Annotated in this window: 14 protein-coding genes; 13 read left to right on the top strand and 1 reads right to left on the bottom strand. The window is 53.8% G+C overall.

Translation table 11 applies throughout. The features are described 5' to 3' along the window. Nucleotides 1–235 precede the first annotated feature (235 nt). From pta to ggt, 8 genes are all read left to right on the top strand, one after another. Entirely contained in the window at nucleotides 236–1,237 is a 1,002-nt protein-coding gene (gene pta / locus NFS31_RS17965; protein WP_251498133.1) for a phosphate acetyltransferase, read from the top strand. A gap of 87 nt (nucleotides 1,238–1,324) precedes the next feature. Next, a complete protein-coding gene (locus NFS31_RS17960; protein WP_251498130.1) occupies nucleotides 1,325–2,515 on the top strand; it encodes an acetate/propionate family kinase in 1,191 nt (396 codons plus the stop codon). 59 nt (nucleotides 2,516–2,574) lie between these two features. Further along, on the top strand, nucleotides 2,575–3,102 hold the full coding sequence (locus NFS31_RS17955; RefSeq protein WP_251498128.1) for a YceD family protein: 528 nt from the start codon (nucleotides 2,575–2,577) through the stop codon (nucleotides 3,100–3,102). Nucleotides 3,103–3,104: 2 nt separating this feature from the next. After that, entirely contained in the window at nucleotides 3,105–3,287 is a 183-nt protein-coding gene (rpmF, locus tag NFS31_RS17950; RefSeq protein WP_002564324.1) for a 50S ribosomal protein L32, read from the top strand. Between the two features lie 758 nt (nucleotides 3,288–4,045). After that, nucleotides 4,046–5,455: a sensor histidine kinase gene (locus tag NFS31_RS17940; RefSeq protein ID WP_251498126.1), complete on the top strand. Its 1,410-nt coding sequence runs from the start codon at nucleotides 4,046–4,048 to the stop codon at nucleotides 5,453–5,455. Next, entirely contained in the window at nucleotides 5,436–6,068 is a 633-nt protein-coding gene (locus tag NFS31_RS17935) for a response regulator (protein ID WP_251498123.1), read from the top strand. The genes NFS31_RS17940 and NFS31_RS17935 overlap by 20 nt, the downstream gene beginning before the upstream one ends. 195 nt (nucleotides 6,069–6,263) lie before the next feature. After that, nucleotides 6,264–6,962, top strand: coding sequence for a DUF6305 family protein (locus NFS31_RS17930; RefSeq protein ID WP_251498120.1), 699 nt, complete (start codon nucleotides 6,264–6,266; stop codon nucleotides 6,960–6,962). Between the two features lie 131 nt (nucleotides 6,963–7,093). After that, nucleotides 7,094–8,938, top strand: a complete 1,845-nt coding sequence (ggt, locus tag NFS31_RS17925; protein ID WP_251498117.1) for a gamma-glutamyltransferase — start codon at nucleotides 7,094–7,096, stop codon at nucleotides 8,936–8,938. A gap of 85 nt (nucleotides 8,939–9,023) precedes the next feature. Here the strand turns inward: ggt and NFS31_RS17920 are convergent, their stop codons facing one another. Next, entirely contained in the window at nucleotides 9,024–9,281 is a 258-nt protein-coding gene (locus NFS31_RS17920) for a hypothetical protein (RefSeq protein WP_251498114.1), read from the bottom strand. Between the two features lie 413 nt (nucleotides 9,282–9,694). Between NFS31_RS17920 and NFS31_RS17915 the strand changes: the two genes are divergently transcribed. From NFS31_RS17915 to NFS31_RS17895, 5 genes are all read left to right on the top strand, one after another. Then, the gene (locus tag NFS31_RS17915) at nucleotides 9,695–10,375 is read left to right on the top strand and encodes a 4'-phosphopantetheinyl transferase family protein (RefSeq protein WP_251498111.1); all 681 of its coding nucleotides are present in this window, start codon (nucleotides 9,695–9,697) and stop codon (nucleotides 10,373–10,375) included. 33 nt (nucleotides 10,376–10,408) lie between these two features. Further along, nucleotides 10,409–11,743, top strand: coding sequence for a sensor histidine kinase (locus tag NFS31_RS17910; RefSeq protein ID WP_251498107.1), 1,335 nt, complete (start codon nucleotides 10,409–10,411; stop codon nucleotides 11,741–11,743). 266 nt (nucleotides 11,744–12,009) lie between these two features. Beyond that, nucleotides 12,010–12,204, top strand: coding sequence for a hypothetical protein (locus NFS31_RS17905; RefSeq protein ID WP_251498104.1), 195 nt, complete (start codon nucleotides 12,010–12,012; stop codon nucleotides 12,202–12,204). A 44-nt stretch (nucleotides 12,205–12,248) separates the two neighbouring features. Next, entirely contained in the window at nucleotides 12,249–12,872 is a 624-nt protein-coding gene (locus tag NFS31_RS17900) for a VOC family protein (RefSeq protein WP_251498101.1), read from the top strand. An 86-nt stretch (nucleotides 12,873–12,958) separates the two neighbouring features. Continuing rightward, nucleotides 12,959–14,539 carry a dicarboxylate/amino acid:cation symporter gene (locus NFS31_RS17895; protein WP_251498098.1) on the top strand — a complete coding sequence of 527 codons (1,581 nt, stop codon included), beginning with the start codon at nucleotides 12,959–12,961 and terminating at the stop codon, nucleotides 14,537–14,539. Nucleotides 14,540–14,650 lie beyond the last annotated feature (111 nt).

The raw sequence follows: 14,650 nt of genomic DNA, 5'->3' as shown, positions 1-14,650 counted from the left end.
ATGATTACTGAAACAATTTATCCGGAAAAACCATGATTTACAGCCCGCCGCCTGTTAAAAATTTAATTAACAAATTATGGCTTGTATACAATAAACAGGTGGTATATAATAATACCAGTGGATACACGGATGCGCGCATTTCCACAGTCCGGCATAGCTGTGGAGCGCGGCAGTTACGGTTCGCACACCAGAGGCGCGCAGTACATTACACATTCAGGAAAGGGGTTTTTGATTCATGAAATTTATTGATTTGATGAAAGAAAAGGCAAAGCAGGACAAGCAGACCATTGTTTTACCGGAGAGCAAGGACAAGAGAACGCTGATTGCGGCGGCCCAGGTATTAAAGGAAGGAACGGCGGATCTGATCATGGTCGGTAAGGAAGAGAAGATCATGGACGGCGCCGGATGGTTGGAAGTGGATCTGGCGGGCTTAAAGGTGGTGGATCCGGATCTGGATCCGAATTTTGAGAGCTATGCCAACACCCTGTTCGAGCTCAGAAAGCACAAAGGGATGACCCTTGAGAAAGCGGAGGAGATCCTGAAGGAGGATTATATCACCTACGGCGTTATGATGGTTAAGAAAAAGGATGCCGACGGACTGGTGGCAGGGGCCTGCCATGCGACGGCGGATACGCTGCGGCCGGCGCTTCAGATTCTTAAAACGGCTCCCGGGACGGAGCTCGTTTCCGGCTTCTTTATCATGGATGTTCCGAACTGCGAATTCGGCAGCAACGGCACCTTCCTCTTTGCAGACTGCGGCTTAAACCAGGATCCGACGGCGGAGGAGCTGGCCGCGATCGCGGATTCCAGCGCCAAGAGCTTCCGTTCCCTGGTGGGAGAGAAGCCGACTATCGCGATGCTGTCCCATTCCACCAAGGGAAGCGCCAAGCATCCTCTGGTTGACAAGGTGGTAAAGGCAACGGAGATTGCCCATGAGAAATACCCGTCGCTTGATCTGGACGGCGAGCTTCAGCTTGACGCCGCGATTGTTCCGGCGGTGGCCCGGACAAAGGCGAAAGGGAGCGAAGTGGCGGGACGCGCCAACGTGCTCATTTTCCCGAACCTTGACTGCGGCAACATCGGCTATAAGCTGGTTCAGAGGCTGGCCAAGGCAGAGGCTTACGGCCCGATGCTGCAGGGTATCGCAAGGCCGGTCAACGACTTATCCCGAGGCTGCTCGGCAGAGGATATCGTGGGCGTGATCGCCCTGACCGCCGTACAGGCGCAGATGGTTTAAGACTTAGGAGACATGCCGCCATGGGAGAGCAGGGCCCATGGCGGCGTGCGTTGTGAGAGAACGATGTGTGAAAGAAAGGAAACAGCCATGAATATTTTAGTTATCAACTGCGGAAGCTCTTCATTAAAATATCAGTTAATCAACTCCGAGTCCGAGGAGGTTCTGGCAAAGGGGCTGTGCGAGCGGATCGGCATTGACGGCCAGCTCACCTACCAGCCGGAGAACGGGAAAAAGGAAACTTCCGACATTGCGATGCCGACCCACACAGAGGCCATCAATGCGGTCATCCGCGCGCTGACGAATGAGGCCACGGGCGTGATTAAGAGCCTGTCCGAGGTGGGGGCGGTAGGCCACCGCGTGGTGCATGGCGGCGAGAAATTTACTTCCTCCTGCCTGATAAACGAAGCCTCCATCAAGGCCATTGAGGAGTGCAACGACTTGGCTCCGCTGCATAATCCGGCCAATCTGATCGGAATCCGCGCCTGTGAGGAGCTGATGCCGGGCGTGCCGATGGTCGCTGTGTTTGATACGGCTTTCCATCAGACTATGCCGGAGGTGGCCTATATTTACGGCCTTCCGTACGAGTATTACGAGAAGTACAAGGTGAGAAGATACGGCTTCCACGGAACCTCCCACAGCTATGTATCAAAGCGTGTGGCAGAGATCACCGGAAAGCCCTATGATCAGATGAAGATCATCGTGTGCCATTTAGGAAACGGCGCGAGCATTTCCGCCGTAAACTGCGGAAAATCCGTGGATACCAGCATGGGACTGACGCCGTTGGAGGGCCTGGTGATGGGAACGCGTTCCGGCGATATCGATCCGGCGATTATGGAGTATATCGCCAAAAAGGAGAACAAGAACATAGAGGAGATGACGGCGGTTCTCAATAAGAAGTCCGGCATGCTGGGCATCTCCGGCGTATCAAGCGACGGGCGCGACTTAGAGGCTGCCGCGGCCTCCGGGAATAAGAGGGCGGAGCTTGCACTTGACGCGTTCAACTACAGGGTGATCAAATACATCGGCGCCTATGCGGCTGTCATGAACGGCGTGGATGCCATCGCCTTTACGGCCGGCATCGGCGAGAACAATAAGGCGATGCGTCAGGCCGTGTGCGACAGCCTTTCCTATCTTGGCGTAAAGCTGGATCCGGAAAAGAACGATGTCAGAGGCGAGGAGCGCATTATCTCAGCAGACGACTCAAAGGCGCAGGTATTGTTAGTGCCCACAAATGAGGAGCTTGCCATCGCAAGAGAGACGCTGGCTCTTGTAAAATAAAGGATTGACAAAAGGCATTCCTCTTTGTATAATATCAAAGTGCGTATCAGGAGAGAAGTATGCTGATTCATTTATCTGAGCTTTTTACCCGCGAGGGAAAAAGGGAGGTATATATCGTCCGGTTCGGGCTTTCGTCCGTGGCGTTTGGCTCCGGCCTTTATGAGGTGGTACAGGCAGAGCCCTTTGAACTTGTGTTTACGGGCCTTGGCGGGAGGAAGTGTTCCATGAAAGGGGATTCCTCGCTTGTGCTTCGCACCCCGTGCGCCAGATGCCTGGAGCCTGTTACATTTTCCTGTGAGCTGCATTTTGATCAGGAGCTTACTCCGGATCAGGGCGGGGCGGCGCAGGATGCGGATCAGGAAAAAGAGCCGTATTTGAACGGCTGCGAGCTGGATGTGGATCAATTGGTTTGCAATGAGCTGATATTGAGTCTGCCTATGAGAGTCCTGTGCAGAGAAGACTGCAAGGGGATTTGCAATAGATGTGGTACAAATCTCAATCTTCGGACTTGTACCTGTGACACTGGGCCATTCGATCCAAGGATGTCGGTTTTTCAGGAGATTTTTAATGAAATGAAGGAGGTGTAACCATGTCTATCTGTCCTAAGAATAAGTCTTCCAAAGCGAGAAGAGACAGCCGCAGGGCTAACTGGAAGATGAGCGCTCCGAATCTGGTAAAGTGCAGCAAGTGCGGCGCTTTGATGATGCCTCACAGAGTCTGCAAGGCTTGTGGCTCTTATAATAAGAGAGAGATCGTCAGCGTTGAAGATTAAGATTTGAAAAACATCAAAACTGAAAAAGTTAGGTAACATGGGGCTTCTGGGGTTTTTCCTCAGGAGCCTTTGTTCTTGACAATAGAATCCACGCTCTGTGAGGATTCTATTGTATACATAATGCGGCTTTCCGAAAGATTTTCTTTAGCGGGGCTTTTATTATGTTACTGTTCACACACCGGCCAAACCGCATTTTTTGGGGTTTGTGCGCATCGCGAAGCGTGTTACTGGGCACAGCCCGGCAGGGGGGTGAACAGTAACTTTGTTATTCCGACAAGCAGGAAATTTTATTCCTTTAGAATTGATACTATTCCCAAAATGGGATATACTGTTTAGGAAAGCGAGGTGCGTTCTTAATGTATATGACCGTAAAACAGGCCGCAGAAAAATGAAAAATTTCTGACAGGAGAGTTCGTATATTATGTTCAGAGGGTAAAATACCAGGAGTAACCCGTGAAGGACGTATCTGGATGATTCCGACAGACGCGAAAAAACCAGAGGATGGGCGATTTAAGACAGAGGGGCTGACACACATAAAACAGTCCTGTAAATTTTCTTTTTTCTATATATTTCAGACGTTTCAGACATTCACAATCAGATTGTGGATACATAAATTTCTAAGTGCCTTTTCCGGCAAACTGTGTTATGATAATCCCAATCATTTAAAGCGCCGCAGAAAGAGATCTGCACTCTCAGCCGCCAAGGCAGGCGCGGCGGGGCTCCGGGAGCACATAGATTAGCAGAGGAGGAATGCCGCGATGCGGATTCAGCATATTCACAAGACAAAATGTGTGTTTGGCTGTCTTTTGATGGCGCTGGGCGTGGCGATGCCGTATTTCGTGACCATTGACGCCTGGGGGATTCCACAGGGGGCTTATGCGGCGCTCGGCGGGAAGAATGAACTGTCGCTGTGGATTGCGGCCATGCGCCTGATCGGGATGAATTCGCTCCGGGCCTTTCCCCATTATCTGGGCGCGTTTACGCTCGCGGAGTCCGTGGAGCTTGCAGGCGGCGGGCAGGCGGCGGCCTGGCTGAAGGCGGCGGCTGTGTGTATCCTGATCCCGGCCGTATACGCGCTGATAGGGGCCGTCCACCATATCCGCTACGATTTCGGCCTCCCGGCCATGGCGGTGATCATCCTGCTGGTGCTTTTGGGGAAAAGCGCATATGGCTATGTGAGCCTGTGGAAAAAGGCCATGATGATTCTGGTGCTTTTAACCGCGCTTCAGGTTCTGGATCTGATGCCGTGCTTAAAGGGCTTTCCCACAGGCCGCGGCGAGATGTCGAGGAATATCAAGCAGATCGCGGAATTTCTGGAGATGGATCCGGAGATGAACGGCGTATTCGGCGTGTTTTTTCTGGTGCTGCTTTTCATGGGCTTTCTGCTCTTCCTTCTGATCCGGGACGAAAACCGTTTAAGGGCCATGAATGAGCTGAAGGCGCAGAATGAGCGGATGCTTATGGAGACGAGGCTCGGGGTGCTGGAAAACAGGACGTATCTGGAGATGCGCCATCTGGTGCATGATCTGAAATCGCCGCTGACGTCGGCCCAGGCCCTGGTGGGAGTCGTGCGCATGGCATGCGAGGACGGGGCGTGGAAAAAAGAGGCGGAGTATTTAAACCGCGCCGAACATTCCATTGAGAAAATGAGCAGTATGATCTCGGAAATTTTATATGAAAATCACAGAACACGTATTTCGGTGGACGCGATTCTGGCCTATCTGATGTCTCAGATATCGGTTTCGGATTATGCGTCTCTGGTACATGTGGAAAACCGGGCGGGAAGCGCCGTTATCTGTGTCAACCGGATCCGCTTTGTGCGGGCCCTGATCAATCTTTTAGAGAACGCATACTATGCGCTGCCGGACGGCGCGGGGAGGATTCATTTCGCGGCGGACGAAAAAGAGAGCAGGGGCGAACCGTTCATCCTGTTTACGATCGAGGATAACGGCGCGGGGATCGACGAGGCGTCCATGGAGCTTATCTGGGAACGTGATTTTTCGGCCCGGGGTTCGCACGGGCTGGGGCTGAGTTTTGTGAAAAAGGCGGTGGACGACTCGGACGGAACGATTGAGATTGACAGCCGGGCCGGGATCGGAACCCGCGTGAGACTGATGGTTCCCGCGGAGGAAGGAGAGGAAGAGGAGCTTGAAGATACTGGCGATTGACGATGACAGGGAGATCCTGTACGCCCTTAAGGCCGTGTTTGAAACACAGGACTGGGGGGCGCTTATGGCCCGGAATGTGAAGGAGGGCATGGAGCTGTACAGGAGAGAGGCTCCGGATCTGATTCTGATTGATTATCACATGCCGCATATGAACGGCATAGACGGCGTGCGTTTGCTTCGCAGGCAGGATCCGGACATACCGATTATTGTGTTTACCATCGATGAGGATCAGGCCGTCGCGGATCGTTTTCTGGAGGCCGGAGCCAGCGATTTTGCCATAAAGCCCATCCGGACGCCGGACATACTCTCCCGGATCCGGGTTCATATGAAGCTGTTAAAGAGCCGGAGGGCGGACGCAGGAAAAGGGGAGTTTGCCCCGTACCCGTACCCATACCCGGTCAAGGGGATCGGGAGCGGCACGATGCGTCTGATCGAGGGCGCGCTCCGGGGGGAAGCGGATTACCTGACTGTGGAGGAGATCTCCGCAAAATCAGGGCTGGCCAACCAGACCGCCTATCGCTATCTGCAGTACCTCACTGCAGCAGGGCTGGTGGATGTGAGAAACAGCTACGGAAAAAAGGGCAGGCCCAAGCAGAGCTACCGGATGATATGACGCAGAAGGAGAACAGAAAAAAGAGAGGTTCCCAAACCGAAACGGGCGCCTGTTTTGCGATTATATTTGTCGAAAATCACAAAACAGGCGCCCGTTTTTTGTGCGTTTTAACGAAAGATAAATAAGAGAGAAAATAGAAGTTTCGATTACGGTATGATACCATATTTTTACGAAAAACACATAAGGAGGATATGTATGAAAAAAAGATGGATGGTATGGGCCGCCATGTTTTCCGTGTCAGCGGCGCTGGCGGGGTGCAGCGGCGGCGTTTTGATCCGCGACAGGAAGACATCAGGCCAGGCGGCGCAGGCAGGGCGGGGGACGGCCGGCGCTGAGAACGGGAGCGGCGGATCAGGGCGGGACGAAAAGAAGCAGGCGGGCGCGGCGCAAATGCCGGAGGGGCTTTCCGAACCGCTGGCAGAGCCGCCGGCGCTTTTGACATCCGTGGGGCAGAGCGCGGATTATGAGATCATAAAAACCATGCTCGACAAGAACGAGATCGCGTATGAAAAAAACAGCCTGGCCACATCGGGGGATCTGGGGGATGCGAAGACGCTGGTGCTGGCTGTGGGCGGTTCCTCCAAGGGTCTTGGAGCGGCGGGAATTGACGCAAACGCAGAGTTAAAGCGCGTGGAGGAGCTGATCGGCGCGGCGGATGAAAAGGGGCTTGCCATTCTGGCCGTCCATATCGGGGGCGAGGCAAGGCGCGGCGATTTATCGGATCAGTTCATTGCGCCCAGCTTTGAAAAGGCGGATTATGCGCTTGTTGTGGCAGACGGGGATAAGGACGGGCTTATGGCCGGGCTGGCAGCGGAAAAGGGCATACCGATCGACATCGTGGACAGCATGGCCGAGGCGGTTCCAAAGCTTGGGGCGGCGTTTATTCAGGAATAAAGACTGGTCTGTGCGGACTCCCGCGAGGCAGGCGGACGCGGGCCGACGGGAGGGAGGCTTATGAGACGTAACAGTTCAGGCTTCCTCTAACGGTTACTGCAAAACAGCAAATGAAAGAAGGAGGAATGGGAATGAGGAAAAAACAGTTAGCACTCGTACTGGCAGCGGTTCTGGGCATTTCGTCAGCCGGCTGCGCGGCCCCGGCAAAGGGGACAGGGGCCGGGACAGAGGCTGACGCGTCCGGGAAGGCGTCTGCAAAAGAGACGTCCGCAAAAAACGCTCCGGAAGCGGATCAGGAGAGCGGGGCGGAAAACGCCGGAAAAAGCGGAGCGTGGAAGCCGTATGATGAAAACGGGCAGATTAAGCGCGATGATCGCGACGGGACCGGGAAAAACGGCGTGGTGTCAACAGGGAAGTATGAGGCATCCCGGATCGGCGCGGATATCATCGAGGCCGGCGGAAATGCCGTGGATGCGGCCGTGGCCGTAGGCTTTGCCCTGGGCGTGTGCGAGCCGCAGTCATCGGGTATCGGCGGAGGCGGGTTCATGCTGATCCATTCGGCAGAGACAGGGGAAAATGTATTTGTCGATTTCCGCGAGCCGGCCCCGGCAGGCGCATGGGCGGGAATGTGGCCCATGGATGAGGACGGGGAACTGACGGATGAGACAAAATGGCTGGGCGGCCCGTCCGTGGCTGTGCCGGGCGAGGTAAAGGGTCTTTTATACGCGCTGGACACGTATGGGACCATGAGCAGGGAAGAGGTCATGAATCCCGCTATCCGCCTGGCGGAAGAGGGCTATGAGGTATCGGCAGTCTTAAACCGGGATATGATGGAGGAATTTGAAGTCCTGCAGCAGTTTGAGGAGTGCGGAAAGCTGTACTTAAAGGACGGATACCCCTATTCAGTGGGCGATACGCTGAAAAACCCGGATCTGGCCAAGACACTTTCCATGATCCGCGACGGCGGAGCGGACGCGTTCTACAAGGGCGAGGTGGCAGAGGCCATGGTTAAGGCCGTCGCAGATGCCGGGGGCGTGCTCTCCATGGAGGATCTGGAAAATTATGATGTAAAGCTGAGGACGCCGGTATCCGGCGCATACCGCGGCTATGAGGTGCTCTCCTCGCCGCCCCCGTCATCCGGCGGAACGACGATCGTGGAGATTTTAAATATTCTCGAAAATTTTGATTTAAAGGAAATGGGGCACAATTCGACCGGGCACCTGCACACGCTGACAGAGGCGATGAAAATGGCCTATCAGGACAGGGGATACTTTGCGGCGGACACGGATTTCATCGATGTGCCGCTGGGCGGCCTCTCATCCAAAGAATACGCCGCCAGCCTGGCTGCCCGGATTGATCCGGACAAAGCGCAGATCTTCGGCCACGGGGACGCATGGGGCTATGAATCCACGGATACCACGCATTATTCGATTATGGATAAAAGCGGAAATATCGTCGCAGTCACAAAGACCATCAACTACGTGTTCGGATCCGGCGTGGTTCCGGCAGGGTATGGCTTTATCATGAATGACGAAATGGATGATTTTGACGCGGAGACAGGCACAGCCAATGAGGTACAGCCCGGAAAGAGGCCCATGAGCTCCATGTCGCCGACCATCGTGCTCCGGGACGGAAAACCGGTCATGACCGTCGGCGCGCCGGGCTCCCAGCGGATTATCTCCGGCGTGGCCCAGGTTATCTCCAATGTGATTGATTTTGACATGGATATCCAGGACGCCATCAGCGCCCCCAGAATCCACGCGGGCTCAGACTGGACGACGAGCGACGAGACGATCATGATCGAGACGCGGATCCCGCAGGATGTGATTGAGGGCCTTAAAAAGCTTGGACACCCGGTTCTGGAGACAGGAGACTGGATGGATTATCCCTGCGTGCAGGCGGTAGTTATGCTGCCGGACGGAACGCTGCGCGGCGGAGCGGATCCGAGGCGCGACGGAAAGGCGGTTGGATATTAAGCGCGCGGCATAATATGAAATGATTACATTATAACAGACTCTGCAGCGTTTCAGGCTGTCTGAACGGTTGCAGAGTCTGAGAATCTTATTTCTTATTTTTCTTCATGGCATCGAAAACCCCGTAAATCGAATGCTCATATATAGCCCGTTCACTCTCCGTGGGCGGGCACTTGGTGCATCCTGACGGCGGGAAATATACACATGAGGTGTTGGTGTAGTCCCGGCGAAACGGACAGCGCGTGAACTTACAGCTTCCTTTCTTCCGGAACAGACAGATAAATCTCCAGGCCATCCCTATGATCATGTAGATGAACATCAGTCCGTATAATATATCCAGGATCATCTTAGTTACCTCCTTTTTTTGACAAAATAAATTTTGTAAACTATATACATGTAATAATACATAATTCTACATCTTTTCACACATATAATCAAGTAAAAAGTTGGAAATCCACACTTTTAATTGATAAGCGGTTACTGTTCCCGGGCAGTATTCCGCGTGGTGTTATTTGTGAGCAAAGGTCACAGACAGCGGGCCTCTTTGGGTCAAACCCGGGGGCGGCGGTAAACCGCAGAGTAAAAACCATTAATAGTTGACAAGCGTATGATTCAAACGTATGATTACTAATACAAGCCCCATGAAAGGATAAAACATATGAAGATTCCCCAAAAATGCAGATCATCGATGATGAAATTTCAAAAGATACAATCGTTATGCTTCCATACGTTCCGGCTCATTATGATGGAGAGAGATAAATGGATCGGCTCATAATCGAAGAACACGCTGCCAGCCTCTATTTGATGGATGTGGGAGAGCTTGAGGACGAAGCGTGCTTTTGGAGAAATTACAGCTCTGTTTCCCCTGCGCGCCGCGCTAAAATTGATTCGTTCCGTTTCATGAAGGACAAGCGTCTGTCCCTGGGGGCGGGGATGCTGCTCGCGAGAGGGCTTTCGGATCACGGACTGGCGGGGGCGGCGCTCGTCTGCGGGGAAAACGGAAAGCCGTATCTGGCGGATGCGCCGCAGCTTTACTTTAATCTGTCGCATTCGGAGCAGATGGTTCTGGCGGTGTTTGCGGATGTGGAGGCGGGATGCGACGTGGAGCGGATCCGCGGGGCGGATCTGGCTTTGGCGCGGCGGTTTTTCTGTCACGGCGAGTATGAATATGTGGCGGGACAGGCGGGGGAGAAAGAGAGGAACGAGGCGTTTTACCGCATATGGACGCTGAAGGAAAGCTTTGCCAAGGCCACGGGGCTGGGGCTGTCGCTCGATTTGGACGCCTATGAGATACAAATTGGCCCGGAGGGGACGGCGGGTGTTTGCCAGAGCGTGGATGATGCACAATATCGGTTCAGGGAATACGTCTTTGGGCAGTACCGCGCGGCGGTTTGCTTCCGGCGCCCTGCCCGGAGCAGCACGGAGGGATTCCGAGAGTGAGTATATAAACAGTAGAAAGGAGAACGCCATCCCATGGATTTCCTGCAGATTTTAAGACCGGCGACGGTATATCCCTGCCATTCTGTTATCTGCTATTTGATGTCAGAACACAAATACGGCAGAAAAACCACCCTGCTCATATGGGCGGCTGACGCCCTGATTTGGTCGGCTCTGATCGTGATGGGCGGCCTCCATCCGGAATCGTATATTGTGTACAGATATGTGTATGTATTCTCTGTGCTCGCCTATATGGCGGCATTTATTGCCTCCTCCACAGGCGGCGTGTGGAAGAATGTCTTCCTGTTTGTCACCTATGTGATTTTCTTCCTGCTCCTCAACGGTATCTGTATGGGAGCTGTAAAGGCGCCGCCGGGGGAATCGGACGTCCTTTTTCTCGCAGTGCGGGTATGTGTGTACGGGCTTTCCGTCTGTCTGCTCTGGCGGTATATTCTGCCTGCATTCCGGAACGTCAGCCGAAATATCCGCCATGGCTGGGGGATGCTTGCCGCCGTGTCCGCGCTGTACCTGATATTTATCTCTGCATTCGGCCTGCGCGATACGTCGCCGGCCGGCGAATCCTTTGCATTTATGGAAGCAGAGGTTCCGTTTTTGACTATGAATGTGCTTCTTCTGGCGATTATTTCAACCTCCTATGTCGTTATTTTCCGTCTGGTGGGCTATCTGAATCAGGAAAACAGCCAGCAGCAGCTCCAGCTCAGGCAGAAGATGCTGGAACATGAGCTGTGCGCGGAGAAGGAATATGTGGCGCAGGCCAGACGGTTTCAGCATGATCTGCGCCACCATAACCGCCTGCTGGCGGAATATTTAAGCCAGGGCAGGGTTGAGGAGGCGGCGGAGTATCTGCGGGATTATGAGGCGTCCACACAGGAAGCGCGGCTTAGGGAATTCTGTGCGCATCCGGTCGCGAATGCCCTGCTGTGCATCACGCAGCGACGGTGTGAGGCGGGCGGCATCTGTTTTAAGGCAAAGACACAGATACCGGAGCAACTGCCATTAAGCGCGCCGGAGGCCGGCCTGCTGTTTGGGAACCTTCTGGAAAATGCATGGGAGGGCTGTGAGGCCAGCGCGAAGGATCCCGGGCTTCCGCAGGGGAAGCCAGAGCTTTCCGTCTATGCAAGGGCCTATGACAATAAGTTTTGCCTGGAGGTGAAAAATACGGTAGCCCGCAATGATGGGTGGCCCGGCGGCCTGCCGTCCGGAGACGGGGGCGGGATCGGGATCGGCAGCATCCGGGCGGTTCTGGAAAAATATAAAGGAATGCTGCAGTACCGCATGGACGGTGATCAGCTTGCGGCGCAGATGATCCTGCCGCTTGCCAGGCAGGATCCGCCTGATGGAGAAGCGTAACGGCGGCATGCGGGAAAATTGAAAACAGGGCAGGAAAAGGGCGGTCTGATATGTAATACGGTTCAGGCGGCCCTTTTCCAGTATGTCTTTCATCCGGATCGCGTCAGCGCAGCCCGTTCATATCATGCTGTACTGGCCATCACAAAGGTATAATCATCCCAAAATAGACGCCAATTGTCCCAGACACCGCTATTACGGAACGAGATCTGTTATAATAACAGCGCGGAATTTTGTTTGTGCAGGATATGAAAGGAGGACGGACGATAATGGCAAATTGCGGTAACCATAGGCCATGTCCGTGTACGTACGACTGCCCAAGACATGGGAAATGCTGTGAGTGCGTGGCGCATCACCGGGATCACGGCGAGGGAGTTCCGGGATGCTTTTTTTCTAAGGAAGCAGAGGCTTCGTACGACAGAAGTGTTGAGGCGCTGTGCCGTGATCGGGGCATTATCAAGTGACAAAGCCGGACAGGAGGCGTTCAGCCTGCCCGGAGGTCTGGCGGATGAAGCAATTTGACAGCATGAAAGTAAAGGAGCGGATACATATGAAAAAACCAGTTTTTACAGGACTTTCACATGTCTGCATATTTGTGGACGATGTGAAGGCGGCATTTGAATATTATGAGAGAATTCTGGGCGCGGTTCCGAACCAGCATATTCCTCACTGGAAGAATAAGGGATTTTTCCAGGCGGGCGGCTTTATCGAAGAGGCAGAGCAGGCGGAGGTTTCGATTGGCTTTATGGATGTGCCGGGAACCAGGTTTACAATTGAGCTGATGTGCTACCACAATCCCAGGGGACGCCAGGAGCCGGTGATTTTTAAGGCGAATGATATCAGCGGCGCGAGGCATGTCGCTTTAAAGGTGGTCAATATTGAGGAAGCGTTTGAGTATATAAAAGCACAGCCGGATGTAACACTGATCAATATATCAGACGATTATAAGGTGTATCAGATAAGCAAAACCGAACCGTCAGATTTTTATTTCTTTGACGAGGCAAAGGAAAAGGACGCTGAGGGCAAGAAAAAGGCGGCGGATATCCTGGGAAATACGAAGTATTTCTATTTTATTGACAAATACGGCCTCCAGTGGGAGTTTGAACAGGGGCATACGGACATCGGGGATTAGACACGGGCGTACATGGCGGCGGGTGGTCCGGGCAGACGGGAGCCTGTCGTTTTGTGCAGGGCCGTTTTTGCAGCGCGGCAGGTAAAATGATGGAGCAATTACAATTAACGAATGAGAACATCGCCGCTGCGGCCGCCGCGGCGGAGGTATTTCTCAGGGAGGCAGGCGCAGCCTCCACGGACATTCTGCGCGTGAAACTGGCGGTGGAGGAGACGCTTTTAAAGTACCGGGAGGCATTTGGCAGCGGGGCAGTATTTTGGCAGCGGTGTACAAAGCGCATGAACCGTTTGCGCGTGGAGGTGTCGGTTCCGGGCATGAGCCTGGATATATTCAGCACAGGCGGGGAAATGGACAGCGAGATCCTGCGGGGAATCCTGTCCGGCATGGGGGCGGCCCCTGCCTGGCAGTATAAGAACGGGGTAAACCTCGTTGTATATACGCCTAAGAAAAAGAAACGTTTCCAGATGGGCCCGACGCTGACGGCGATTGCGCTGGGAGCGATTGGCGGCGGGCTTTGCCGGATTTCACCGGCAGGCGTCAGGGGTTTTCTATCCGGACAATTGTTCGAACCTGTTTTTAACACCTGTATGGGATTTTTGTCAGCCGTTGCGGGACCGATGATTTTTCTCTCCGTGCTGTGCGGCATCTACGGCATGGGGGATATCGTTACGCTTGGCAGGATCGGCAAGCGGATCATTCTGCGCTTTCTGTCTGTCTCGTTTCTGGCGTCAGCCGTTGTCCTGGCGCTGATTCTGCCGTTTTTTACAGTCACATCAGGCCGGGGCAGTTCGCTTGACATATCGGCGCTTCTTCAGATGGCGCTTGATATTATCCCGGATAATTTTTTGACGCCCTTTACGGAAGGAAACCCGATGCAGATCGTCTTTCTCGGCGCGCTGATTGGTCTGGCCCTTTTGGTTCTGGGAAACAGGGCGGATACGGCGGCGGCCGTTGCCGGGCAGGCGAACGCAGTCATACAGTTGATCATGGAAGGCGTCGGCTTTTTTGTGCCGTTTTTTATATTCTGCAGTATCTTTCAGATGATGGAAAGCGGCGGTATTTTCATGATTGCCCGCTCCTATAAGTGGCTGTTTCTGATGCTTTTGGGGGATATTGTGATTTCCGCATTCTATTTTATTCTGATCTGTGTGAGAAAACGGGTGCGGCCTGCGGTGCTGTTTCGGAAGATGTTTCCGGTTTTTCTGATCGGCTTAACGACCGGGTCGTCCTCAGCGGCCCTTTCGCTGAACATGGAGTGCTGCGAAAAGGAGCTGGGGATTGATAAGGGGATCATAAGCTTTGGAATTCCGCTCGGGCAGATCGTGTTTATGCCGGGAGTCGCGGTGCTGTTCCTGACCGCGGGGCTGTGTATGGCGGAGATGCACGGCGTGCCGGTTTCCGCGCCGCTTCTGGCGGCGGATCTGCTGATATCCGTAGTGCTTTCCATCGCCGCGCCGCCGATCACAGGAGGGGCGCTGACCTGCTATACGATCCTGTTTCTCCAGCTTGGGATCCCGTCCGGGGCGGCGGCGCTGGCGCTGGCTCTCAACGTGATTCTGGAGTTTGCGGCTACGGCGGTGAATTTGTTCTGCCTGCAGGCGGAGCTGATTGAATCGTCGGGATCGCTGGGGATGCTGAATCTGGACAGGCTGCGGGGGCAGTCCTGAAGCGGCTGTGAGAAGGACGCCATGAGCAGACTTAAAAAGTCCAGCTAAGAAATGTCAATAGGTAAAATGAAAAATGTTTAAAAAGTTTTTTTCAAGCAACTGATGTAAAAA

The organism is Otoolea muris (assembly GCF_943193115.1).
Lineage (GTDB): Bacteria > Bacillota > Clostridia > Lachnospirales > Lachnospiraceae > Otoolea > Otoolea muris.
The sequence above is the reverse complement of the archived record's forward strand: the minus strand, read 5'-3'. Positions and strand labels throughout refer to the sequence as shown.